This is a genomic window from Stenotrophomonas riyadhensis (assembly GCF_040256885.1).
Classification (GTDB): domain Bacteria; phylum Pseudomonadota; class Gammaproteobacteria; order Xanthomonadales; family Xanthomonadaceae; genus Stenotrophomonas; species Stenotrophomonas riyadhensis.
Genome location: NZ_CP155568.1, coordinates 3,813,296 through 3,837,732, shown reverse-complemented (window position 1 = coordinate 3,837,732; position 24,437 = coordinate 3,813,296). Strand labels below are relative to the sequence as shown.

Below are 24,437 nucleotides of genomic sequence, written 5' to 3'. Positions count from 1 at the left end.
CGTGCAAAGGCAACAAAAAAGCCACCCTCGCGGGTGGCTTCTTCATTGCCGGCAGGGCGACGACTCAGTGCGTGGTCGTTGCCGGGTTGCCCGCGTCCTGGGTCAGCAGGCGGTTGACGTCCTGCAGCTCGGCCACGTCCAGCGCACCCAGCGACTGGCTCAGCAGCAGGCGGTTCTGCAGGAAGGTGTAGCGGGCCTGGGCGTAGTCCAGCTGCGCCGAGAACAGGATGCGCTGGTTCTGGATCACGTCCAGCACGGTGCGGGTACCGACTTCCAGGCCGACCTGCGAGGCGTCGTACGCGCTCTGCGCCGAGACCACCGCCAGGCGGCGGGCTTCCACTTCGCTGATGCCCTGCACCAGGGTCTGGTAGGCATTGCGGGTGTTGCGGTCGAGGGCACGCTTCTGCTGCTCGTAGCCATCCTGGGCGATGTCACGCTGGGCCAGTGCCTGGCGGACGCCGGACTGGGTGGCGCCACCGGCGAAGATCGGCACGCTCAGGGTCAGCCCGATGCTGTTGGTGCGTGCATCCGGCGACAACGAGCCGGCACCGGTGCTGTCACCCCAGGTTGCGCTCTTGCCCCAGCTGCCGCCCAGCGACAGGGTCGGGTAATGGCCGCCACGAGCGGCCTGCACGCCAGCCTCGGCGGCGCTGACCTTCAGTTCCTGGGCCTTCAGCGCCGGATTCTGGTTGGTGGCCTGGTGCACCAGCTCGTCGATGTTGCCACGGTTGGCCGGCACTTCCGGGCGGAAGTCGGCCGGCAGCCCACGCAGGTTGGTCACCGGCTGGCCGGTCAGTTCGGTCAGGGCCTGGTAGTTATCGGCCAGGGTGTTCTGCGCAACGATGGTGTTGGCGCGCGCCTGGTCGTACTGGGCGCGTGCTTCGTGCACGTCGGTGATCGGCGCCAGGCCCACTTCCAGGCGCTTGTCGGCGAAGTCGAACTGCTTCTTCGCAGCCGCTTCATTGGTCTGTGCGGCGTTCAGCGATTCGATTGCCACCAGCACGTTGAAGTAGGCCGCCGAGGTGCGCACGATCAGGCTGTCGTTGGCCGAATCGAGGGTGAAGTCCGCCGCCTTGCTCAGCTCGCGCTGCGAACGCAGGTTGTTGATCTGGGTCCAGTTGAACAGCGTCTGGCTCCCTTCGATCGTGTAGTTGCGGCGCTTGCTGGTCACGGTGCCGGAGTTGGCGTCATGGTCCGCCTCGCTGCGCGAGCGGTTCAGCGTGGCCTGGCCGTTGATCTGCGGCAGCAGGGCAGCGCGGGCCTGCACGGCGCCTTCCTTGTCGTACAGCCGGGTGGATTCGGCGGCGGACAGCTGCGGATCGCCATTGCGCGCCATTTCGTAGACCTGCAGCAGGTCGGCGGCATGGGCGGACAACGGCAGCAGGGCAGTGGCCAGCGCAACAGCGAGGGATCGGCGGATCATTGCGGCTTCCTTGGACTCAGAGGTGGAACTGGGGGGCCGGGGCGGCACCACGCAGGTAATCAATATCGGTCTCGAACAGGGACTCGGTGCTGCCGTCGGCCTTGACCAGCAGGGCCTCCATCGCCGGCGAACGGCCATGGATCACGAACAGGCGACCACCCGGACGCAGCCACGAGGCGAACTGTGACGGCACCACGTCGACCGCACCAGTGACACAGATCACGTCAAAGCGGCGTTCGGTCTGCCAGGACAGGGCATCGGCCACTTCCACGCGGACGTTGGTGCCCAGGCCGGAGGCGTCCAGGCGGGCACGCGCGGCGGCGGCCAGTTCCGGGTCGATCTCCAGGCTCAGCACGTCGCGCGCCAGCGCGCCGATGCAGGCCGACAGGAAGCCGCTGCCGGTACCGATTTCCAGCACTTCGTCACCCGGCTGCAGATCCAGTGCCTGCAGGGTACGGCCCTCGATGACCGGCTTCATCATCTTCTGGCCATGGCCGATCGGCAGTTCGACATCGGCGTAGGCCAGTGCCCGGTGCGCGTCGGCGACAAAGGCCTCGCGCGGCAGGCGGGCCAGGACGTCGAGCACCTTGATGTCCAGCACGTCCCAGGGACGGATCTGCTGTTCCACCATCAGTTCGCGGGCGTGGGCGTAATCAATCGTCATGAGGTTCAAATCCAGCGCAGTGGGCCGGCCATTTTACCGGTGCCGGAGGCCGGCGGCGCGCCCAGAGCATCAGCTGCCGGGTGGCCGGGGTCGCAGTGCCGGAAGTCATCGCGACCTCCGGTTCGTTCAGTTTTGGTTATCCGGCCGTCCCGGCCCCTCTTGGCGCGTAGGCGCGCAGGAAGAAGTCGATGCTGGCGGTCACATGGGCAAGAGGGTCGCACTCCACCGGTGACAGTGGCATGCCGCACATCATATGCATGTGCACTTCGCCCTTGACCAGGGTAAGGAACTGCTGGCCAGCCAGGTAATAGTCGGGGATGTCCAGTTCGCCGCGTTCGCCGCGCGCGCGCAGGAAATCGGCCAGGGCCTCGCAGGTACGTTCCGGGCCGGCCTGCCAGAACAGCTCGCGCAGGCGTTCGTCGGTCTCCGGCGCCATCATCATGCGCTGGATCGAGATCGCTGCGTCGGAGGTGATCAGCTCGAAGAAGGCCAGGCCGATGCCGATCAGCTGGTCGCGCAGGGGGCCGTCCGCGTCGGCCACGAACAGCGCATCAGGCAGCATTTCAATGCATTTTGACTGCACGGCCTCGGAGAACAGGGTCTCCTTGTCGCCGAAGTGGCTGTACACAGTCAGCTTCGAGACGCCGGCCTGAGCGGCGATGGTGTCCATGCTCACGCCGGTATAGCCCTGTTCGATGAACAGTGCCTTGGCTGCTTCAAGGATCGCCGCGCGCTTGCCGAGGTCCTTGGGACGCCCGGGTCCGGCGGCCTTGGCAGCGGGCTTGGCCGACGGCTTGCGGGAAGTGGGAGAACTCATCGCGACAATACTAGACCAAGCGGTTCGATATTTATACTATACCGGCCGGTTTATTAAATTGGGCCGGCAGTCGCGGCTCCCCCCTTAGTTGCAACCCTGCGTTTTCAGGACGTTGACCGATGAAGATCGTGCGCTGGATGGGCGGTATGGTGTGGGTGGCTGCGCTGGCAGCCTGTTCGGGACAGGAACAGGCGCCACAGGCGGCCGTACCGGTGCTGGTGGTTCACCCCGGCGAACAGGCCGGGCAGGCCCCGGCGGCGTTCCCGGGCACGGTGCGTGCCCGGCAGGAAAGCCCGCTGTCGTTCCGCGTCGGTGGCAACCTGGTCAAGCGCCATGTCGATGCCGGGCAGCGGGTCAAGAAGGGCGACGTGCTGGCCGAGCTGGACGTGGCCGACTTCGCGCTGCAGGCCCGCGCCTCGCAGGCGCAGCTGGCTGCGGCGGAAGCTGATCTGGTGCGTGCCCGCGATGACCTCAAGCGTTACCAGGTGCTGGCCGACCAGCAACTGGTCAGCCGCTCGCAGCTGGACCAGCAGTCCGCGGCGTTCAAGGCCGCGCAGGGCCAGGCCAACGCCGCCCGCGCCAACCTCGATGTGCTGCGCAACCAGGCCGACTACGCACAGCTGCGCGCACCGGCCGACGGCGTGATCGCCAGCCGCGAGGCCGAAGCCGGGCAGGTGGTGTCCGCCGGCCAGACCATCTTCAACCTGGCTGCCGATGGCGGGCGCGAAGTACTGATCGACCTGCCCGAGGCCACCATCCGTGACTACGCGGTCGGCCAGCCGGTCGAGGTGGAGCTGTGGAACCGCCCGGGCCAGCGCCTGCCGGGCACGATCCGCGAGATCGCTGCCGCCGCCGATCCGCAGGCGCGTACCTATGCGACCCGGGTCAGTCTGGCCGCCGATGCGCTGGCCGATGTCGAACTGGGCCAGAGCGCGCGCGTCTACAGCAGTGCCGGTCGCCACGGTACCCTGCAGCTGCCGTTGGGCGCGCTGCAGCGTGGCGCCAATGGGGCCGCCAGCGTCTGGGTGGTCGATCCGGCCAACAGCACGCTGAAGTCCGCAGCGATCACCACCGGGGCTTACGGCAGCGAAACGGTGCCGGTGCTGTCCGGTGTGGGCGCGGGTGACTGGGTGGTTGCCGCCGGTGGCCACCTGTTGCGGGCGGGCCAGCCGGTGATCGCCGTGGATCGGCAGAACCGCCCGGTGCTGAAGCCGACCGCGCCGGCGGCTGCCGCCAAGGCCAAGGAGTAAGCCGGTGCGCCGCTTCAATCTATCCGAGTGGGCGCTGGCCAACCGACCCCTGGTGCTGTTCGCGATGCTGGCGTTCGCGCTGATCGGTGCGTGGTCGTACAAGCATCTGGGCCAGTCCGAAGATCCACCGTTCACCTTCAAGGCGATGGTGGTACGCACGCTGTGGCCGGGTGCCACCGCCGAACAGGTCTCGCGGCAGGTGACCGAGCCGCTCGAGAAGGCACTGATGAACACCGGCGAGTATGAGTTCATCCGCTCGTACTCGCGACCGGGCGAGTCGCAGATCATCTTCATGGCGCGCGACAGCCTGCGTTCCAAGCAGATCCCCGACCTCTGGTACCAGGTACGCAAACGCGTGGGCGACATCCGCCCGACGCTGCCGCGCGAAATCGTCGGCCCGTTCTTCAACGATGAGTTCGGCGACACCTACGGCAACATCTATGCGTTGACCGGCAAGGGCTTCGACTATGCGGTGATGCGTGATTACGCCGACCGCATCCAGCTGGAACTGCAGCGCGTGCCTGACGTCGGCAAGATCGACCTGGTCGGCCTGCAGGACGAGAAGGTGTGGATCGAGCTGTCCAACACCCGCCTGGCGACGCTGGGCGTGTCGATGCAGCAGGTGCAGCAGGCACTGGCCGACCAGAATGCAATCACCGGCACCAGCTTCTTCGAGACCGCCACCGATCGCGTGCAGCTGCGCGTGACCGGCCAGTTCAATGACATCGACGCCATCCGCCAGTTCCCGATCCGCGCTGGCGACCGCACCGTGCACCTGGGCGACATCGCCGAGGTCAAGCGCGGCTTCGCCGACCCGGCGTCGCCGAAGATGCGCTTCATGGGCGAGGAGGCGATCGGCCTGGCCGTGGCAATGAAGGACGGCGGTGACATTCTCAAGCTGGGCGCCAACCTCGATGCCGAGTTCGAACGCCTGCAGAAGACCCTGCCGGCGGGCATGCAGTTGCGCAAGGTGTCTGACCAGCCGCAATCGGTGGAGGAGTCGGTCGGCGAGTTCGTGCAGGTGCTGACCGAAGCGGTGGTGATCGTGCTGCTGGTCAGCTTCTTCTCGCTGGGCCTGCGCACCGGCCTGGTGGTAGGTGTGACCATCCCGCTGGTGCTGGCGATGACCTTCTTCGTCATGCACTACTTCGACATCGGCCTGCACAAGATCTCGCTGGGCGCGCTGGTGCTGGCGCTGGGCCTGCTGGTGGACGATGCGATCATCGCGGTGGAGATGATGGCCACCAAGATGGAACAGGGCTACGACCGCCTGCGTGCGGCCAGTTTCGCCTGGGAATCGACCGCGTTCCCGATGCTGACCGGCACCCTGATCACGGCGGCCGGCTTCCTGCCGATCGCCACGGCCGCATCGAGCACCGGTGAATACACCCGCTCGCTGTTCCAGGTGGTGACCATCGCACTGGTGGTGTCGTGGATTGCCGCAGTGCTGTTCATCCCGTACCTGGGCGACAAGATGCTGCCGGACCTCTTCAATCCGCAGCCGCCGAAGCCGGGCAGCCTGTCCGCGCGCTGGCTGGCCAAGCGCCAGCAGTGGGCCGACCGCTATCCGGCGCTGGCCAACCTGATCGCACCGCCACAGCACGGGCACGACCATGATCCGTACCAGCGCCCGTTCTACCGCAGCTTCCGCCGCTTCCTGGATGCCTGCCTGCGTCATCGCTGGTGGGTGATCGCCGCGACCATCGGCCTGTTCGTGTTCTCGCTGATGATGTTCCGCTTCGTGCCGCAGCAGTTCTTCCCGGATTCGACCCGGCCGGAACTGATGGTGGACATCGAGCTGGCCGAGGGCGCGTCGCTGCGCTCGACCCAGGCCCAGGCCGAGAAGCTGGAGAAACTGCTGTCCAACCGCGAGGGCATCGCCAACTATGTGTCCTACGTGGGCACCGGTTCGCCGCGCTTCTACCTGCCGCTGGACCAGCAGCTGCCGGCCACCAACTTCGCCCAGTTCGTGGTGCTGGCCAAGGACATCAAGTCGCGCGAAAGCACCCGTGACTGGCTGCTGCATGAGGTGATCCCGAAGTTCCCGGACGTGCAGATGCGCGTGACCCGCCTGGAGAATGGTCCGCCGGTCGGTTACCCGGTGCAGATGCGCATCTCCGGCGAGCACATCGAGAAGGTGCAGGCGATCGCACGCCAGGTCGAGGCCAAGGTGCGTGAAAACCCGCACGTGATGAACGTCAACCTGGACTGGAGCGAGCCGAGCAAGGTGGTGCGGCTGGTGATCGACCAGGAGCGTGCCCGCGCGCTGGGCGTGAGCAGTGCCCAGGTCAGCCAGTTCCTGTCCAGCTCGCTGGCCGGGCAGTCGGTGAGTGTGTATCGCGAAGGCAACCGCCAGATCGAGATGCTGCTGCGTGGGCCGGCCGATGAACGCAACCAGCTGGAGCTGCTGTCGAGCCTGTCGATGCCGACCGCCAACGGCGGCAGCATCACGCTGTCGCAGGTGGCGACGATGGAGTACGGCTTCGAGGACGGCATCATCTGGCACCGCAACCGCCTGCCGACGGTGACCGTGCGCGCCGACATCAGTGATGGCATGCAGCCGCTGGACGTGGTGCACCAGATCCTGCCGACGCTCGACGGCATCCGCGCCGAGCTGCCCAGCGGCTACCTGCTGGAAACCGGCGGTACCGTGGAAGATTCGGCACGTGGCCAGAACTCGATCAAGGCCGGCATGCCGCTGTTCCTGGTGGTGGTGGCCACGCTGCTGATGCTGCAGCTGCGCAGCTTCTCGCGTGCGGCGATGGTGCTGGTGACCGCGCCGCTGGGCATCATCGGTGCGACCCTGTTCCTGCTGCTGTTCCGCGCGCCGTTCGGCTTCGTGGCGCTGCTGGGCACGATCGCGCTGGCGGGCATGATCATGCGTAACTCGGTGATCCTGATCGACCAGATCCAGCAGGACATCGATGCCGGGCATGACCGCTGGCATTCGATCATCGATGCCACGGTGCGCCGTTTCCGCCCGATCGTGCTGACCGCGCTGGCGGCGGTGCTGGCGATGATTCCGCTGTCGCGCAGTGCGTTCTATGGCTCGATGGCGATCTCGATCATGGGTGGCCTGATCGTGGGCACGGTGCTGACCCTGGTGTTCCTGCCGGCACTGTATGCGGCATGGTTCCGGGTGAAGCCGGACGAATCCGGGGCGTGATGCCCCGGCTTCTGCGGCCGGGGTCGGATCCCTTTCCCGCTGGGAATGGGCTCTGACCCCATCCACGTTGTGCACATCCACGCATGGCGTGGATCTACCGCGGTGCGCCTGGTGGGTGCCAACCTTGGTCGGCACTGATGCATGCATCCACGCATGGCGTGGATTTATCGCAGCGGGTCTTCGCCCTGGTAGGTGCCAACCTTGGTTGGCACTGATGCACGCATCCACGCATGGCGTGGATTTACCGCAGCGGGTCTTCGCCCTGGCAGGTGCCAACCTTGGTTGGCACTGATGCATGCATCCACGCATGGCGTGGATTTACCGCAGCGGGTCTTCGCCCTGGCAGGTGCCAACCTTGGTTGGCACTGATGCATGCATCCACGCATGGCGTGGATTTACCGCAGCGGGTCTTGGCCCTGGTAGGTGCCAACCTTGGTTGGCACTGATGCATGCATCCACGCATGGCGTGGATTTACCGCAGCGGGTCTTCGCCCTGGTAGGTGCCAACCTTGGTTGGCACTGATGCACGCATCCACGCATGGCGTGGATTTATCGCAGCGGGTCTTCGCCCTGGTAGGTGCCAACCTTGGTTGGCACTGATGCGTGCATCCACGCATGGCGCCGATCTACTGCAGCTGCAGGCCGTTCCGCAGCACCGGCAGCAGCCATTCGATGAACACCTGCACGCGTTGCGCGCGGTGTTGCCGGTGCGGCTGCAGCAGGGTCACCGGTAACGGCTGCGCCACGTACTGCGGCATCACCTCCACCAATGCGCCTGACTGCAGTTCAGCCTGTACGTCGTAGCGCGGAATCTGCAGCAGCCCCAGTCCGGCCACGCAGCAGGCGATCGAGGCCTCGGCACTGTTGACCCGCACCCAGCCGGGCATCGGCAACGTGCGCAGCTGGCTGCCGTCCTGCCACTCCCACGCTTCCACCCGCGCTGTCGTCGGCGATGCATAGTTCACCGCGCGGTGCTGCTGCAGGTCGGCAGGATGCTGCGGTACGCCATGCTCGCGCAGGTAGGCCGGCGCGGCGACGTTGACGAAGTCGAGCTGTCCCAGCGTGCGCGCGACCAGGCTGGAGTCACCCAGCTGCCCGACCCGCAGGACCGCATCACAGCCGTCTTCGATCAGGTTCACCGCGCGGTCGGTCATGCCCAGGTCCACTTCCACCTGTGGATGGCGAGCGAAGAAATCCGGCAGCGCAGGGGCGAGGATGCGGCGGCCGATGCGGCTGGGCACGTCGATCTTCAGCAGGCCCACCGGCTGTGCGTCATCCTGTCGGAACAACGATTCGGCGTCTTCAACCTCTGCGATCAGTCGCAGGCAGCGGGCATGGAACACGTCGCCGTCGTGGGTGGTGGAGACCCGCCGGGTCGAGCGCTGCAGCAGGCGGGTGCCGAGCCGCTGCTCCAGCTCCGCAATGGCCGCCGAGACGGTGGAGCGGGGCAGGCCGAGCTGGTCGGCGGCGCGGGTGAAGCTGGCGCACTCCACCACCCGGGTGAAGATGCGGAAGCGATCGATCCGGTCCATTGTTCGTTGGCTCTGGAAAGTTAAGTCAATGTGGCGGGCTTTATCCGCTTTTTCTGCACGATATCGTCGTCAGGGCAGGGTTGCCACCCCGGGCAGCCCCCTCCCGAGACAAACGCCATGACCGACCATTCCCTCAAGGGCAAGACCGTGCTGATCGCCGGTGGCGCCAAGAACCTCGGCGGACTGATCGCCCGCGACTTCGCCAGCCAGGGCGCCAAAGCCATCGTCATCCACTACAACAGCGCCGCCACCCAGGCCGATGCAGAGGCGACCGTCGCCGCCGTGCAGGCCGCTGGCAGCACGGCGGTGGCGCTGCAGGGCGACCTGACGTCGGCCGCAGCGATGGAGCGCCTGTTCGCCGATGCCGTGGCTGCAGTCGGTCGCCCTGACATCGCGATCAATACGGTCGGCAAGGTACTGAAGAAGCCGCTGCTTGAGATCAGTGAAGCCGAGTACGACGAGATGAGTGCGGTCAATGCCAAGGCTGCGTTCTTCTTCCTGAAGGAGGCCGGCCGCCACGTCAACGACGGTGGCCGCATCTGCACGCTGGTCACCTCGCTGCTGGGGGCGTTCACCCCGTTCTATTCCAGCTATGCAGGCACCAAGGCACCGGTCGAGCATTTCACCCGCGCGGCGTCCAAGGAGTTCGGTGAGCGTGGCATCTCGGTGACCGCGATCGGCCCGGGTCCGATGGACACGCCGTTCTTCTATCCCGCCGAGAGTTCCGACGCGCAGGCGTATCACAAGACCGCAGCCGCACTGTCGGCGTTCACCCGTACCGGACTGACCGACATCGCCGACATCGTGCCGTGGATCCGCTTCCTGGTCACCGACGGCTGGTGGATGACCGGGCAGACGATTCTGGTCAATGGTGGGTACACCACCAAGTAACGCAGCCACGCAGGGCGTGGCCGCGAGGTCCCTGTAGAGTCGAGCCATGCTCGACTCAGGCAACAGCAGTCGAGCATGGCTCGACTCTACAAGTGTTGCCGGATAGGTCAGCCCAGCTTCGCCAGCACCGCATCCGTGGCGGCTGCGGTACTCACTGCCGTTCCCTTCGCCGCGAGGTCGGCGGTGAACACGCCGTCGTCCAGCACGGCGTGCACGGCGGCTTCCACCGCGGCGGCTTCGGCTTCCAGCCCCAGCGAATGGCGCAGCAGCATCGCCGCACTGAAGATCGTTGCGTAGGGATTGGCGATGCCCTTGCCGGCGATGTCCGGGGCCGAACCGTGGATCGGCTCGTAGATGCCGACCGCACCGGGCTCGCCCAGCGAGGCCGACGGCAGCAGGCCGAGCGAGCCGGCCAGCATCGAGGCTTCGTCGGTGAGGATGTCACCGAACATGTTCTCGGTGACGATCACGTCGTACTCGCGCGGCTTGGCCAGCAGGTGCATCGCCATCGAATCGACCAGCTGGTGTTCCAGCGCCACGTCCGGGAACTCCTCGCGGCCGATGCGCGCGGCCACGTCACGCCACAGGCGCGAGGTTTCCAGCACGTTGGCCTTGTCCACCGAGGTGACCTTGCCGCGACGCTGTTGCGCCAGACGGAACGCACTGCGCAGCACTCGCTCGATCTCGGCTACGGTGTAGCGGCACAGATCGCTGGCGCTGTCGGCGTCGCGGGTCTTGTCGCCGAAGTAGATGCCGCCGGTCAGTTCACGCACCACCACGAAGTCCACCCCCTGCAGCAGCTCGGCCTTGATCGGCGAGGCGTGCAGGGCGGCTTCATGGGTACGCACCGGGCGCAGGTTGGCATACAGCCCCAGCGCCTTGCGGATCGCCAGCAGGCCCCGCTCCGGGCGCACCTTGGCGTTCGGGTCGGACCACTTCGGGCCACCGACCGCGCCCAGCAGCACCGCGTTCGCGGCCTGGCAGGCCGCCAGGGTCGACGCCGGCAGCGGTTCACCGTGGCGGTCGATGGCGATGCCACCGATGTCGTGCTCGCTGAAGGTGAAGGTGTGGTTGAAGCGTTCGGCGACGGTCTTCAGGACCGCAACCGCGGCGGCGGCGACTTCCGGGCCGATGCCATCACCGGGCAGGACAACAATTTCAGCGTGCATGCTCACTCTCGTAACGTTCAATTTCAGGGACACGGCCCAACAGATACCCCAACTGGTCGACACCTTCCAGCAGGCAGGTCTGCGAGAAGCCATCCAGCGGGAAGGAATAGACGCGACCATCGGGCGTGCGCAGTTCGCGCGCGGCCACGTCGATGGTCAGCTCGTCGTCCGGGCGCTGCATCAGCGCCTGCACATCGGCCTCGTCCAGCACGATCGGCAACAGGCCGTTCTTCAGCGAGTTGCCGCGGAAGATGTCGGCGATCTCGCTGCTGACGATGGCGCGCAGGCCGAGGTCGGTCAGCGCCCACGGTGCATGCTCGCGCGAGGAACCGCAGCCGAAGTTGCGGCCGGCCAGCAGGATGCTGCGGCCGGCGTTGTGCGGCTGGTTGAAGGCGAAGTCGGCCACCGGCGAACCATCGGCCTGCCAGCGCCAGTCATTGAACGCGTTGCGGCCCAGGCCGGCGCGCTCGGTGGTGGACAGGAACCGCGCCGGGATGATCTGGTCGGTGTCGATGTTGGTCTGGCGCAGCACCACGCTGGCCGAGGTCAGGGTACGGAAACCGGCCATCACGCCACCTCCTGTGCGAACAGTTCGCGGGTATCGGCGACGTGCCCGTTCACCGCGGCCCACGCCGCGCTCATCGGCGAGGCCAGCAGCGTGCGCGAACCGGGGCCCTGGCGCCCCTCGAAATTGCGGTTGCTGGTGCTCACGGCCAGCTGGCCGGGTGCGACCAGATCGCCATTCATGGCAATGCACATCGAACAGCCCGGCTCGCGCCATTCGGCACCGGCCGCGCGCACGATCTCATGGATGCCTTCGGCTTCGGCTTCGCGCTTGACGATCTCCGAGCCTGGCACCACCAGCATGCGCACCCGCTCGGCGACGCGGCGACCGCGCAGCACCTGCGCCACTTCGCGCATGTCGCTCAGGCGGCCGTTGGTGCACGAGCCGACGAACACCACGTCCACCGGTGTTCCGGCCAGCGCCTTGCCGGCCTGGAAATGCATGTAGTCCAGGCCTTTCTGTGCGGCAGCATCGTTGGCCGCCGGAATCGGCGCATCCACTGCGATGGCGGTGCCCGGATGGGTGCCCCAGGTCAGGGTCGGGCGGATATCGGCAGCGTCGATGTGCACTTCACTGTCGAAACGCGCGCCCTCATCGCTGCGCAGCTGCTGCCAGCGCGCCACGGCAGCGTCGAAGTCGGTGCCCTTGGGACCACGTGGGGTCGCGGCGACGAAGTCGAAGGTGACCTGGTCCGGCGCCACCATACCGGCGCGTGCGCCGGCCTCGATCGACATGTTGCACAGGGTCATGCGCTGTTCCATGTCCATCGCTTCGATGGTGCTGCCACGGAATTCGATCACGTGGCCGGTTCCGCCGTTGACGCCAATCACGCCGATGATGTGCAGGACCACGTCCTTGGCACCGACGCCCGGCGCCAGCGGCCCATCAACGGTGATCGCGAACGTCTTCGCCTTGCGCTGCAGCAGGCACTGCGTGGCCAGCACGTGGCCGACTTCACTGGTACCGATGCCGAACGCCAGCGAGCCGAAGGCCCCGTGGGTGGAGGTGTGGCTGTCGCCACAGACGATGGTCATGCCCGGCTGGGTGAAGCCTTGTTCCGGCGCGATCACGTGGACGATGCCGCGATTGTCCGAGGCCATGTCGAACAGCTCGATGCCGTGCTCGGCGCAGTTACGTGCCAGCGTGGCGACCTGGGCTTCGGAGGCGGCGCTGGCATAGGGCAGCGTGCCATCGGCGGCAGCCGGCAGGGTCGGCGTGGAGTGGTCCATCGTCGCCTTGGTGCGATCCGGGCGGCGCGGCGACAGGCCGCGCTCGCGCAGTTCGGTGAACGCCTGCGGCGAAGTGACCTCGTGGATCAGGTGCAGGTCGATGTACAGCACGGCGGGCGCGCTGTCGGATTCGGGAACCACCACGTGGGCGTCCCACAGTTTGTCGTACAGGGTGCGGGGTGCGGAAGTCATGCGTGTGCCTGGCAGAAGTACGAAATAGCGGACATCAGGAAAGATAGCGAAAAGGCCATGTCAGCGGCGGCGGGCGAGCACCCGCAGCCGCACGTAGTCGGCCAGCGGCTGGCCGGCGGCATTGCGCGGCAGCTCGGCCAGCAATGCGGTGGCGGCCTCGCGCACGGTGGCGCGTGCCTCGGCCGGCAGGTCGTCCAGCAGCGGCGCAGCGAATACCCGCAGCCAGCCGGCCACGCCGGTCGGCAGTGCGGTCGGGCGCGGTGTGCACTCGATCAGTTGAACCTGGAAGCCATGCTGGCGCAGGCGGTCGGCATAGGCATCGGCAGTGGGGAAGTACCACTGGAAGGCACTGGCGCCGTGGCCGTGGGCCGCGCGCGCGGCCTGCACCGCCGCGATGATGGTGGCCACGTTGCCATGGCCGCCGAATTCGGCGACGAAGCGGCCACCGGGGCGCAGGGCGCGGCGCACACCTTCCAGCACGCGGTCCGGGGTGCCCATCCAGTGCAGCGCCGCATTGCTGAACACCGCATCGAACTCGCTGTCGAACGACAGCGCGTGGCCATCCATCACCTGCGCATCGACGCCGCGCGCACGCGCGGCGATCACCAGTTCCGGTGAGGCATCCACACCGTGGATGTGCGCGCCGCTCAGCGCCAGCTCGGTGCTGAGCACGCCATCGCCACAGCCCAGGTCGAGGATGCGTTCACCGGCGCGCGGGTCGAGCAGGCGCGATACAGCGCCGCCGAGCAGCGGCACGAAGCCGGCGTCGATCGCATAATCCTGGGCGTTCCACTGCTGGCCAGCGGCGCTGGCCGGGGTGGGGGTGTCGAAGGCGCTCATGGCGGGGTCCTCAGGCGGTGGCGGGGGTGGCAACGTCGGTGTTGCTGTGGGCGGCAGCCTGGCGCTGGCGCAGCAGGCGGTTGGCAACATCCAGCCAGGCCAGTGCGGAGGCTTCGATGATGTCCTTGCTGGTGCCGGTCCCGTCGTACTCCACGCCCTCGTGTCGCACGCTCAGATTGGCTTCGCCGCGCGCGTCGGCGCCGATGCCGACGCTGTGCACGTGGTAGCTGTCCAGCATCAGCTGCACGCCGGTAGCGGCCGACAGCGCGCCGAACAGCGCATCGACCGGGCCATCGCCCTGCGCGGTCTCGGCCACGCGGTTGCCGTCCGGGTCGGACAGTTCGACCAGCGCATTGGCGCGGCTGCCGACATCGCTGATGGTCATCGATGCCAGGCGGTAGCCCTGCGCGTTGGAGCCGCCCTGCATCAAGGTTTGCAGGTCGGCATCGGTGACCACGCGCTGCTGTTCGCACAGACCCTTGAACTGCTCGAACACCAGCTTCAGTTCGTCTTCGTCCAGCCAGAAGCCCAGCGCACGCAAGCGGGCTTCGACGGCGGCGCGGCCACTGTGGCGGCCCAGCACCATCTGCGAATCTTCCCAGCCCACGTCTTCCGGACGCATGATTTCGTAGGTGCCGCGGTGGCGCAGCATGCCGTGCTGGTGGATGCCCGATTCGTGGGCGAAGGCATTGGCGCCGACGATGGCCTTGTTGCGCTGTACCGGCATGCCGACCAGGCGCTGCAGCAGCTGCGAGGTGCCGACGATGCGCGGGGTGTTGATCGCGCTGTCCTGCTCGTAGAAGGCCTGGCGCACCTTCAGCACCATCGCGATCTCTTCCAGCGAACAGTTGCCGGCGCGCTCGCCGATGCCATTGACGGTGCATTCGACCTGGCGCGCGCCGCCCTCGATGGCGGCCAGCGAGTTGGCCACGGCCAAGCCCAGGTCGTTGTGGCAGTGCGCGCTGAAGATCACGTTGGCGGCATTGGGAACGTCGGCGACGCCGGCAATGACCTGCTGGAACATCGCGCGGATCTCTTCCGGCGTGGTGAAGCCGACGGTGTCGGGCAGGTTGATGGTGGTGGCGCCGGCAGCAATGGCCACGCGCGCGACTTCGATCAGGTAGTCCAGCTCGGTGCGGGTGGCATCCTCGGCCGAGAATTCGACATCGTCGATGTAGGAGCGGGCCAGCGAGACGTGCTTGCGTACCGACTCCAGTACCTGCTCGCGGGTCATCCGCAGCTTGTGCTCGCGGTGCAGCGGGCTGGTCGACAGGAACACGTGCAGGCGCGGGTTGGCAGCGGCCTCGAGCGCACGTGCGGAGGTTTCGATGTCGGCCTGCAGGCAGCGCGACAGCACCGCCAGGGTCAGGCTCGGGCGGCGCAGTTCGCGGCCGATCAGTGCCATCGCCTCACGGTCGGACTGCGAGCTGGCCGGGAAGCCGGTCTCGATGATGTCCACGCCCAGTTCGTCCAGCGCACGCGCCATCACCAGCTTCTGCGGCGGGCTCATGCTGCAGCCGGGGGACTGCTCGCCGTCACGCAGGGTGGTGTCGAAGATGCGGATGCGCGGGGTGGTAATTCGTTCGATGGTGGTCACAGGGAAATCTCCTCGACAGCGGGTGCGACGGCTTGCAGGGGGGAAGGGGAAGAGGTGGGGGAAGCGGTGGCGCTGGCCCTGGCGGGCGAGCGCGGGGTTTCGCTGCGCCGTCGCCGCGGTTTGCGTGGCGGGCGCGGGCGGATGTCGGTGAGCAGGCCGGCCAGGACGCCGGCATCGATGTTGCCGCCGGAGACCACCGCACACTTGCGGCGGCCGGCGACGCGGCGGCCGGCCGCCAGCGCCAGCGCACCAGCGCCCTCGGCGATGATGTGTTCTTCCAGTGCCAGCCGCACCAGGGTTTCGCGCAGTTCGGCTTCGCGCACGATCACCACATCGTCCAGCAGCGAGGTGCACAGGCGGCGGGTCAGGAAGCCGGGAATCTTCACCCGCACGCCGTCGGCCAGCGAGGCAACGGGGGCAATCTCGCGCACGTCGCCACGGATCGCACGCGCCATCGAATCGACACCTTCCACCTGCGCGCCAACGACGCGGACGCCCTGCGATTTCAGCGCCAGCGCAACGCCGGAGGCCAGGCCGCCGCCGCCGATCGGCACGATCACCACGTCCGGCGCGTGCGCGGCCAGCTCGATGCCGACCGTGCCCTGGCCGGCGATCACGTCGGCATCGTCGAACGCGGACAGGAAGCGGTAGCCGTGGCGTTGTGCCAGTTCGACCGCGAAGGCGTAGGCCTCGTCATAGCTGGTGCCGTGCTGGCGCACGGTCGCGCCCCAGTGGGCGACGCCGGCGATCTTGGTGGCCGGCGCGCCGTGCGGCATCACGGTGATGGCCGGCACGTCCAGGCGGTAGGCCGCCCACGCCACGCCCTGGGCATGGTTGCCGGCCGAAGCGCAGATCACTGGCCGGGTATCGCCGCGCTCGCGACCGGCCAGCAGCGCGTTCAACGCGCCGCGTACCTTGTAGGAGCCGGTGCGCTGCAGGTTCTCCAGCTTCAGCCAGGTGCCGAAGCGTTCGGCATGGTGCAGCGGGGTGGGCGGCAGGAAGCGGCGCAGACGAGCCTGCGCCGCCAGTACGTCGGCGACGCTTACGTCGCCGACATCGCTTTCCTGGCTGGTGTCAGCGGCCGGCATGGGCCACCAGCGCAGTGCAGAAGACCGCCGCATGCGGGCACGGGCGGCGAAGAAGACGCCTCCGTACCGGCACCGTGGTCGCTACGGTACGGGTGTTCATACGGATGCTCCTTCCACGGCGGTGACCTGCACGGACACGCAGTCGTAGATCTTCTCGATCTGCCGGCACAGCGTTTCCGCCGGGCGCTGGCCATCCACCACCAGCTGCAGGTGCCAGCGGCCATCGTCGGCGGCCACTGGCGCACCGCTGATCGCGCGCGGCGCGAAGCCACGGCGTTCGGCCATGCCGATCACGCGCAGCAGCGCGCCTTCGGCCGGGTGCAGCACCAGGTCAAGCCGGTATTGCATTGGGGGTCTCCTGGCGGGCGTGGGCGGGATTGCTTTCCAGCATCGTGCTGTTGGCGGTGTTCGGCGGCACCAGCGGCCACACGTTGGCGCGCGCATCGATGGCCACGTGCAGCAGTGCCGGTCCCGGTTCGGCCAGCAGCGCGGCCAGGCCGCCTTCCACGTCGTCGCGGTTGTCGATGCGGGTGGCGGCGATGCCGAACACCTGTGCCAGTGCCACGAAGTCCGGGTTGTCGGACAGGTCGATCTCGCTGTAACGCTCGGCGAAGAACAGCTCCTGCCACTGCCGCACCATGCCCAGCGAACTGTTGTCCAGCAGCACGATCTTCACCGGCAGGCGGCAACGCGCGATGGTGGCCAGCTCCTGCACGTTCATCATGAAGCTGCCGTCGCCGGAGACCAGCACCACGGTGCGATCGGGGCAGGCGAACTGCGCACCCATCGCGGCCGGCAGGCCGAAGCCCATGGTGCCCAGCGCGCCACTGGTCAGGTGGTTGCGCGGGTGGTTGAAGCGGCAGTGCTGTGCCACCCACATCTGATGCTGGCCGACATCGCAGGCGATCACCGCATCGGCCGGTGCCAGTTCGCTCAGGCGCTTCAGCATGGCCGGTGCGTAGATGTGCTGGCCCGGCGCGTCGTAGCGTGCGGCGAAGCGATCGCGATGCTGCGCGCAACGCTTGCGCCATGCGTCCTGGTGGGCCTTGGGGGAGGGGAAGGCCGCACGCAGGGCGCGGATGGCATGGCCGACATTGCCAGCCACGGCGACATCGGCGCTGCGCAGCTTGGAGATCTCATACGCGTCCGCATCGATGTGGACGACGCGGGCGAACGGTGCGAACTCGGCCAGCTTGCCGGTGGCGCGGTCATCGAAACGCGCCCCCAGCACCAGCAGCAGGTCGCTTTCCTGCACCGCCATGTTGGCCGCGCGGGTGCCGTGCATGCCCAGCATGCCCAGCGACTGCGGGTGGTTGGCCGGCAGCGCGCCCAGCCCACGCAGGGTCATCACGGTGGGGATGGCACTGGCCTCGACGAAGTCGCGCAGGTCCTGCACCGCATCGCCCAGCGCGATGCCGCCACCGGCGTAGACCACCGGCTTTTCGGCGGCTGCCAGTGCGGCGATGGCCTCGGCGATGGCGGCTTCGGCCGGGGCAGGCGGCGGCTCGACGCTGCTTGGCACGTGCGCCGGCAGATGACTGGCATCGGCCAGCTGCACGTCCTTGGGCAGGTCGATCAGCACCGGGCCGGGCCGGCCTTCGCGGGCGATGCGGAACGCATCGGCGACCACGCGCGGCAGGTCATCGACGCTGCGCACCAGCCAGCTGTGCTTGACGATCGGCAGGGTCAGGCCGAACACATCCAGTTCCTGGAAGGCGTCGGTGCCCAGCAGCGGCGTGGCGACCTGGCCGGTGATGCAGACCATCGGCACCGAATCCAGCATCGCGTCGGCGATGCCGGTGACCAGGTTGGAGGCGCCCGGGCCGGAGGTGGCCACGCAGACGCCCACCTGGTTGCTGGCGCGGGCGAAGCCGTTGGCGGCCAGTGCCGCGCCCTGCTCATGGCGGACCAGGATGTGCTTCAGCGACGAATCCACCAGCGCGTCGTAGAACGGCATGATGGTGCCGCCGGGATAGCCGAACAGCGTGCGGACGCCCTCGGCCTCCAGCGCCTGGGTCAGCCAGCGCGCGCCGTTGGGCGGCGCGCTGCGATGTGTGGAAGAGTTCATGGGGAACCTTGCAAAGCGGGTGGGGGAGGGCCGCGTGGTTACGCGGCCTGTCCTTGCAACCAGACCATCTTGGCGCGCAGTTCCTTGCCCACCTTCTCGATCGGGTGCTCCAGGTCGGCCTGCTTGAACCTGTTGTAGTTCGGCAGGCCCGCTTCGTACTCGGCCACCCAGTTCTTGGTGAAGGTGCCGTCCTGGATGTCCTTCAGCACTTCCTTCATGCGTGCCTTGGTGCCGGCGTCGATCACCCGCGGGCCGCTGACGTAGTCGCCGTACTGCGCGGTCTCGGAGATGAACTCCAGCATGCGCGAGATGCCGCCTTCGTAGAACAGGTCCACGATCAGCTTCAGTTCGTGCAGCACTTCGTAATAGGCGATCTCCGGCTGGTAACCGGCTTCGACCAGGGTCTCGAAACCGGCCTGCACCAGCGCCGAGGCGCCACCGCACAGCACCGCCTGTTCGCCGAACAGGTCGGTCTCGGTCTCTTCCTTGAAGGTGGTCTGGATCAGGTTGGCGCGGGCGCCGCCGAGGCCGGCCGCGTAGGCCTGCGCGTGCTGCGCGGCCTTGCCGCTGACATCCTGGTAGACCGCCCAGATGCACGGTACGCCGCGCCCGATCTCGTACTCACGACGCACCAGCGCACCCGGGCCCTTCGGCGCAACCAGCACCACGTCCAGGTCGGCGCGCGGCTCGATCATGCCGTAGTGCACGTTCAGGCCATGCGCGAACAGCAGGCAGGCGCCCTGCTTCATGTTCGGCGCCAGCACGTCGTTGTAGAGCTTCTTCTGCACCATGTCCGGGGTCAGCACGGCGACCAGGTCGGCATCCTTCACCGCATCGGCGGGCGCGATCACGGTGAAGCCATCGGCCTGGGCCTTGGCTTCGGTCGGGCCGCCCGGACGCAGGCCTACCACCACGTCGAAGCCGGATTCGCGCAGGTTCAGTGCGTGGGCGCGGCCCTGGCTGCCGTAGCCGATGACGGCGATCTTGGTCTGGGGCAGGTCGTTGGTGCTCATGGGGGAGGTTCCTTGCGGTGGGAAGAAAAAAGAACGGCCGGTCGTCGAGGTGACGTGCCGGCCGGTCAGGGGAAAGCGGTGGAGGAGGCGCCGCGCATCGCACAGGCACAGCCACCACGAGGCGTCGCGGTGGTGCAGGTCCGGGTTGTGCGATCGGCGTTGGTCATGGTGGTTGCGTCTGAAACCAGGTCCTGAAATGAAAAAACCCGCACCGGGGCGGGTGCGGGTTTTTGAAGAGTTCCGGTGTGTTTGTTGCTTACACGCTGGCTCGTCCCGCACCTGTTGGTTGGGTAATAAGTACGAGCACAAGAATCGAACGCAGCGAGGCGGCGCCGGTGTCGGCGGCTTCGATGTGGGTTCGCGGTGGCGTGTTGTGATGCAACATGTGATCGAGATGAACACAACCGTTTCGGCGATGTCAACCCTCGCGACGGAATTTTTATCGGTTTCCGCTGCATCCAGCGCAATCGCTTGTGGCACAAGGATGGTTGCCGCTGAAAGTGTTTCGGTGAACCCGAATTCACTCCTTTCAGGTCGGCTTCTGCGCGGAATTCAGCGGATTTTCGCCTTGTTGGGTGCGGACCTCCGCACCCACCCCAGGATCAACGTCCATGACCTCTGCCCGATACCGCGTGAAGGCCGCAGCGGCGAAGATCGGGGACCACCCTTCCATCGGAACCCGACCGTGTCCCGACGCCTTGCCCGTTCCCTGCTCGCTGCCGCCGTGCTGGCTGCCGTGCCCGCGCTGTCCTTTGCCGCCGACCGCATCACCGGCCACGCCTTCGCTACCCGTTCGGAGGTGATCGCCCCGCATGCGATGGCCGCCACCTCGCAGCCACTGGCCACCCAGATCGCGCTGGACGTGATGAAGGGCGGTGGCTCGGCGGTGGACGCGGCGATCGCCGCCAACGCCGCGCTTGGCTTGATGGAGCCGACCGGCAACGGCATCGGCGGCGACCTGTTCGCCATCGTCTGGGACCCGAAGACGCAGAAGCTCTATGGCTACAACGGTTCGGGCCGTTCGCCGAAGTCGCTGACCCTGGCCGAATTCCAGCGTCGTGGCCTGAAGGACATCCCGGCCACCGGCCCGCTGCCGGTCTCGGTACCCGGCGCGGTCGATGGCTGGTTCGCGCTGCACGACCGCTTCGGCCGCAAGCCGATGGCCGACAACCTGGCGCCGGCGATCCGTTACGCCCGCGAGGGCCATCCGGTGGCCGAGGTGATCGCCTATTACTGGGACCGTTCGGTGCCCAAGCTGTCGCAGTACCCGGGCTTCAAGGAACAGTTCACGATCAACGGCCACGCCCCGCGCAAGGGCGAGATGTGGAAGAACCCGAACCTGGCCAACACCCTGCAGCAGATTGCCGATGGCGGCCGCGATGCCTTCTACAAGGGCGCCATCGCCCATACCATCGGCGACTACTTCAAGGCCAACGGTGGCTACCTGAGCTACCAGGACATGGCCGACCACCACGGTGAGTGGGTTGAACCGGTCAGCAGCAACTATCGCGGCTACGACGTGTGGGAGCTGCCGCCGAACAGCCAGGGTATCGCTGCATTGCAGATCCTCAATGTGCTGGAAGGCTACGACTTCTCGAAGATTCCGTTCGGTTCACCGGAGCATGTGCATCTGTTCGTTGAAGCAAAGAAGCTGGCTTTCGCCGATCGCGCGCGCTTCTATGCCGACATGGCGTTCCAGCCGGCGCCGGTGCAGAAGCTGATTTCCAAGGAGTACGCCGCGCAGCGCCGTGCACTGATCTCGATGGACAAGGCGTTGAAGGAAGTGCAGCCGGGCACGCCGAAGCAGCTGGAGGAGGGCGACACGATCTACATGACCGTGGCCGACGCCGACGGCATGATGGTGTCGCTGATCCAGTCCAACTACCGCGGCATGGGCAGCGGCATGGCACCGCCGGGGCTGGGCTTCATCCTGCAGGATCGTGGCGAGATGTTCGTGCTGCAGAAGAACCATCCCAACGGCTATGCACCGGGCAAGCGTCCGTTCCAGACCATCATCCCGGCGTTCATCACCAAGGGCGGCAAGCCGTATGCCAGCTTCGGCGTGATGGGTGGCGCGATGCAGCCGCAGGGCCACGCGCAGATCGTGATGAACCTGGTGGATTTCGGGATGAACCTGCAGGAGGCCGGTGATGCGCCGCGCATCCAGCACGAAGGGTCGACTGAACCGACGGGTCAGGCCACGGCGATGACCGATGGCGGCGAAGTGAATCTGGAAACCGGCTTCCCGTATGAAACGGTGCGTGCGTTGATGCGCAAGGGGCATCGCATCGTGTTCGCCGATGGTCCGTATGGTGGGTACCAGGCGATCATGCGTGATCCCGAGACCGGGGTCTACTACGGTGCTTCGGAGAGCCGCAAGGATGGGCAGGCGGCGGGGTATTGAGGTTTCCCGGCCACCGGGCGCAGCCCCCTCCGCGGAGATGGTTCGTGGAAGCGGGATCATGTGATTGGGCCGGGCGGGTGGGCTGGTCGGGGGACGCCGTGGATCCGTCCCTGGAGGCTTGGCCGCGGCATCCATGCCGCGGACACCCCCGCCCAGCCCACCCGCCCGGCCCCTGACAGTTTCCGTGGCCGTCACCGCAGGAAAAGAAAAGAGAAGAGCAAGAGCAAAGCCAACAGCCGCGCACTGTGGGTTGGGGTCGGATCCGTTTTCCACAGGAAAACGGATCCGACCCCTTCCTGTTTTCCGATACACCTCATCCACGCATAGCGTGGAAAACCCACCGTCACACGGAAACTGTCGGGGGTGGGTCGGTGTGGGCTGGCAGGACCGTTGGCGCCATGGATGGCGCCATCGAGCCCCCATGGATGGGTTTACGGCGTGTCCTGCCAGCCCACACCGACCCGCCAAACCAGCAGCAACCCAGAGCCGCAGTTGAAGTTGCTGTTGCTGTTGCCTGAAAGAAGCAGTGCAGCCGCAGGCTGCAAAACATCCTCAATCCGAATCCTGCGCGCGTGCGGCCTCCGCCTGGGTCTCCTCCTGTGCCGCCATCTCGCGTGCGATCCACGCATCGATCATGTGCCGCTGGCGCTGCGCTTGCCGCCGCTCGCGCGTGTACTCCTGGTCCAGCACCCGGTACAGCGACACCATCACCAGCACCATCAGCAGCGCGAATGGCAACGCCGCGATGGTGATGACCCCCTGCAGCGCGTCCAGGCCACCGGCCAGCAGCAGCGCACCGGCGATCAACGCAACCCCCACGCCCCAGGCCAGCTTGCGCTTGGGCGGCGGATCGCCGGCTTCATCGGTGGACATGCTCGCCAGTACCAACACTGCGGAATCAGCCGAGGTCACGAAGAAAATCATCAGAAGCACCAGCGCGATGCACGACAGCAGCAACGGCAGCGGCATGCTGTCGAACATGGTGAACAGCACCGTTTCATAGCCATTACCCAGTGCCTGCAGTAGATCGGCCTGGCCGAAGATCTGCATCCAGATCGCCGTGCCGCCGAACACCGAAAACCAGAAGAAGCCGAGCAGCGTTGGTGCCAGCACCACGCCGATGACGAACTCGCGCACGCTGCGCCCGCGCGAGATGCGGGCGATGAACGAACCGACGAACGGTGCCCAGGAAATCCACCAGGCCCAGTAGAAGATCGTCCAGTCGGCCACCCAGGTGCTGGACGAGAACGGTGACATGCGCAGGCTCATCGTCACCAGCTGGTTCAGATACGAGCCCAGCGTGGTGGTAAAGGTGTTGAAGATCGCGCCGGTGGGGCCCAGCACCAGCACCAGCGCCAGCAGCAGAGCGGCCAGCGCCAGGTTGAAATTCGACAGCCACTTCACGCCACGCTCGACACCACTGAGCGTGGAGGCCATGTACAGCACGAACGCGACTGCGATGACGGTCAGTTGCAGCGGAACGCCTGCGTGCAGGCCGAACACACGCTCCATGCCGGCCGCGATCTGGATGGTGCCGAAGCCCAGCGTGGTGGCAACGCCAATTGCGGTGGCGACGACGGCGGCGATGTTGACCACGCGCCCGATCCAGCCGCGGTGATGGCGGCCGATGATCGGCTGCAGCATGTCGCTGACCAGGCCGCGGCCGTTGCGGTTGAACTGGAACCAGGCCATTGCCAGGCCGATCAGCGCATAGATGGCCCACGGGTGCAGGCCCCAGTGGAAGAACGCATAGCGCATTGAGGCGCGCGCGGCATCCATGCTTTCAGGTGCCAGCCCTTCCGGTGGCTTGCTGAAGTGCGAGATGGGTTCGGCGGCACCCCAGAACACCAGGCCGATGCCCATGCCGGCGGCGAACAGCATCGACATCCAGCTGGCGCGCGAGAATTCCGGTTCAGCGTCTTCGCCACCGATGCGCAGGTTGCCGAAACGACCGAAGGCCAGATACATCAGGAACACCAGCGCGAGGAACACGACCAGCAGGTACAGCCAGCCGATGCCGCGGATGAGTTCACCGAGGATGCTCTGCACCACGGCATTGAAGGGGCCCGGTGCAACACCGGCAAGCAGCACCAGAAGCAGAACCAGTGCGATGGAAACGCGAAACACCATGAAGGAGCTTCTCCGATCAAGGGATTGAGGGGAGCGAGCAGAGCTTGCTGCGAGGGGCCGGCGACATGCAGCACAGACCGGGCAGGGGCCGCGAAGGCGGCGAGGAAAACACCGGCCGCAGCGGCACGATGCGCGTGCACGTTACTGAACGCGATGTCACGGTTCTGTTAATGCCGATGGAGCAGCGCCACGCCATGCATGGATGAACGGCCATGAGCTGCAGTGATTTCTATGCTCTAATGCACGCCAAGAAGCGGGGGTACCGCGGCCATGTGGCCACGGTTGAGACAGTCCCTTGGAACCTGATCCGGCTCATACCGGCGTAGGGAAGCTTTGCAATGCAGCCGTGCCCGGACTCCGCCCAAGGACCGTTCGTGCGCGGTCGCAGTGCGCCGCCGC

At 66.8% G+C, this 24,437-nt stretch carries 18 protein-coding genes and 1 riboswitch; of the genes, 4 read left to right on the top strand and 14 right to left on the bottom strand.

Going from position 1 to position 24,437, the window contains the following annotated elements:
- Window positions 1-64: 64 nt before the first annotated feature.
- From SriyCCGPB3_RS17740 to SriyCCGPB3_RS17730, 3 genes are all read right to left on the bottom strand, one after another.
- The gene (locus SriyCCGPB3_RS17740) at window positions 65-1,423 is read right to left on the bottom strand and encodes a TolC family outer membrane protein (RefSeq protein WP_110713581.1); all 1,359 of its coding nucleotides are present in this window, start codon (window positions 1,421-1,423) and stop codon (window positions 65-67) included.
- A gap of 16 nt (window positions 1,424-1,439) precedes the next feature.
- Window positions 1,440-2,087 (bottom strand): protein-L-isoaspartate O-methyltransferase family protein, encoded by a 648-nt coding sequence (locus SriyCCGPB3_RS17735; protein ID WP_005414414.1) that lies wholly within the window; start codon window positions 2,085-2,087, stop codon window positions 1,440-1,442.
- A 136-nt stretch (window positions 2,088-2,223) separates the two neighbouring features.
- Complete coding sequence (locus SriyCCGPB3_RS17730; RefSeq protein WP_049398377.1) at window positions 2,224-2,904, bottom strand: TetR/AcrR family transcriptional regulator; 681 nt, start codon at window positions 2,902-2,904, stop codon at window positions 2,224-2,226.
- Between the two features lie 119 nt (window positions 2,905-3,023).
- On the opposite strand from SriyCCGPB3_RS17730, the gene SriyCCGPB3_RS17725 reads away from it, so the two are divergent.
- On the top strand, window positions 3,024-4,154 hold the full coding sequence (locus SriyCCGPB3_RS17725; RefSeq protein WP_350259578.1) for an efflux RND transporter periplasmic adaptor subunit: 1,131 nt from the start codon (window positions 3,024-3,026) through the stop codon (window positions 4,152-4,154).
- 4 nt (window positions 4,155-4,158) lie between these two features.
- Entirely contained in the window at window positions 4,159-7,320 is a 3,162-nt protein-coding gene (locus SriyCCGPB3_RS17720) for an efflux RND transporter permease subunit (protein WP_350259577.1), read from the top strand.
- A gap of 626 nt (window positions 7,321-7,946) precedes the next feature.
- Here SriyCCGPB3_RS17720 and SriyCCGPB3_RS17715 read toward each other — a convergent pair.
- Complete coding sequence (locus tag SriyCCGPB3_RS17715) at window positions 7,947-8,852, bottom strand: LysR family transcriptional regulator (protein ID WP_153854475.1); 906 nt, start codon at window positions 8,850-8,852, stop codon at window positions 7,947-7,949.
- Between the two features lie 117 nt (window positions 8,853-8,969).
- Here SriyCCGPB3_RS17715 and SriyCCGPB3_RS17710 point away from each other — a divergent pair, with 117 nt between their 5' ends.
- Complete coding sequence (locus SriyCCGPB3_RS17710) at window positions 8,970-9,743, top strand: SDR family oxidoreductase (RefSeq protein ID WP_153854474.1); 774 nt, start codon at window positions 8,970-8,972, stop codon at window positions 9,741-9,743.
- 107 nt (window positions 9,744-9,850) lie between these two features.
- On the opposite strand, the gene leuB is transcribed toward SriyCCGPB3_RS17710, so the two are convergent.
- The 9 genes from leuB to ilvC form a co-directional block, all read right to left on the bottom strand.
- Window positions 9,851-10,912 (bottom strand): 3-isopropylmalate dehydrogenase, encoded by a 1,062-nt coding sequence (leuB, locus tag SriyCCGPB3_RS17705; protein ID WP_350259576.1) that lies wholly within the window; start codon window positions 10,910-10,912, stop codon window positions 9,851-9,853.
- A complete protein-coding gene (gene leuD / locus SriyCCGPB3_RS17700; RefSeq protein WP_005410953.1) occupies window positions 10,902-11,480 on the bottom strand; it encodes a 3-isopropylmalate dehydratase small subunit in 579 nt (192 codons plus the stop codon). The genes leuB and leuD overlap by 11 nt, the downstream gene beginning before the upstream one ends.
- On the bottom strand, window positions 11,480-12,898 hold the full coding sequence (leuC, locus tag SriyCCGPB3_RS17695) for a 3-isopropylmalate dehydratase large subunit (RefSeq protein WP_350259575.1): 1,419 nt from the start codon (window positions 12,896-12,898) through the stop codon (window positions 11,480-11,482). Before leuC ends, leuD begins: the two co-directional genes overlap by 1 nt.
- Before the next feature lie 60 nt (window positions 12,899-12,958).
- Window positions 12,959-13,738, bottom strand: coding sequence for a class I SAM-dependent methyltransferase (locus SriyCCGPB3_RS17690; protein ID WP_350259574.1), 780 nt, complete (start codon window positions 13,736-13,738; stop codon window positions 12,959-12,961).
- A gap of 10 nt (window positions 13,739-13,748) precedes the next feature.
- A complete protein-coding gene (locus SriyCCGPB3_RS17685) occupies window positions 13,749-15,335 on the bottom strand; it encodes a 2-isopropylmalate synthase (protein ID WP_350259573.1) in 1,587 nt (528 codons plus the stop codon).
- Complete coding sequence (locus SriyCCGPB3_RS17680) at window positions 15,332-16,423, bottom strand: threonine dehydratase (RefSeq protein WP_350259572.1); 1,092 nt, start codon at window positions 16,421-16,423, stop codon at window positions 15,332-15,334. The genes SriyCCGPB3_RS17685 and SriyCCGPB3_RS17680 overlap by 4 nt, the downstream gene beginning before the upstream one ends.
- Window positions 16,424-16,519: 96 nt before the next feature.
- Complete coding sequence (locus SriyCCGPB3_RS17675; RefSeq protein WP_014038403.1) at window positions 16,520-16,771, bottom strand: ACT domain-containing protein; 252 nt, start codon at window positions 16,769-16,771, stop codon at window positions 16,520-16,522.
- Window positions 16,755-18,491, bottom strand: a complete 1,737-nt coding sequence (ilvG, locus tag SriyCCGPB3_RS17670; protein ID WP_350259571.1) for an acetolactate synthase 2 catalytic subunit — start codon at window positions 18,489-18,491, stop codon at window positions 16,755-16,757. Before ilvG ends, SriyCCGPB3_RS17675 begins: the two co-directional genes overlap by 17 nt.
- A 38-nt stretch (window positions 18,492-18,529) precedes the next feature.
- Window positions 18,530-19,504 (bottom strand): ketol-acid reductoisomerase, encoded by a 975-nt coding sequence (gene ilvC / locus SriyCCGPB3_RS17665; RefSeq protein ID WP_110713561.1) that lies wholly within the window; start codon window positions 19,502-19,504, stop codon window positions 18,530-18,532.
- 685 nt (window positions 19,505-20,189) lie between these two features.
- On the opposite strand from ilvC, the gene ggt reads away from it, so the two are divergent.
- A complete protein-coding gene (ggt, locus tag SriyCCGPB3_RS17660) occupies window positions 20,190-21,908 on the top strand; it encodes a gamma-glutamyltransferase (protein WP_350259570.1) in 1,719 nt (572 codons plus the stop codon).
- 552 nt (window positions 21,909-22,460) lie between these two features.
- On the opposite strand, the gene SriyCCGPB3_RS17655 is transcribed toward ggt, so the two are convergent.
- Complete coding sequence (locus SriyCCGPB3_RS17655; RefSeq protein WP_350259569.1) at window positions 22,461-24,038, bottom strand: BCCT family transporter; 1,578 nt, start codon at window positions 24,036-24,038, stop codon at window positions 22,461-22,463.
- 245 nt (window positions 24,039-24,283) lie between these two features.
- Window positions 24,284-24,385: riboswitch (TPP riboswitch) on the top strand.
- The last annotated feature ends 52 nt before the right edge of the window (window positions 24,386-24,437 follow it).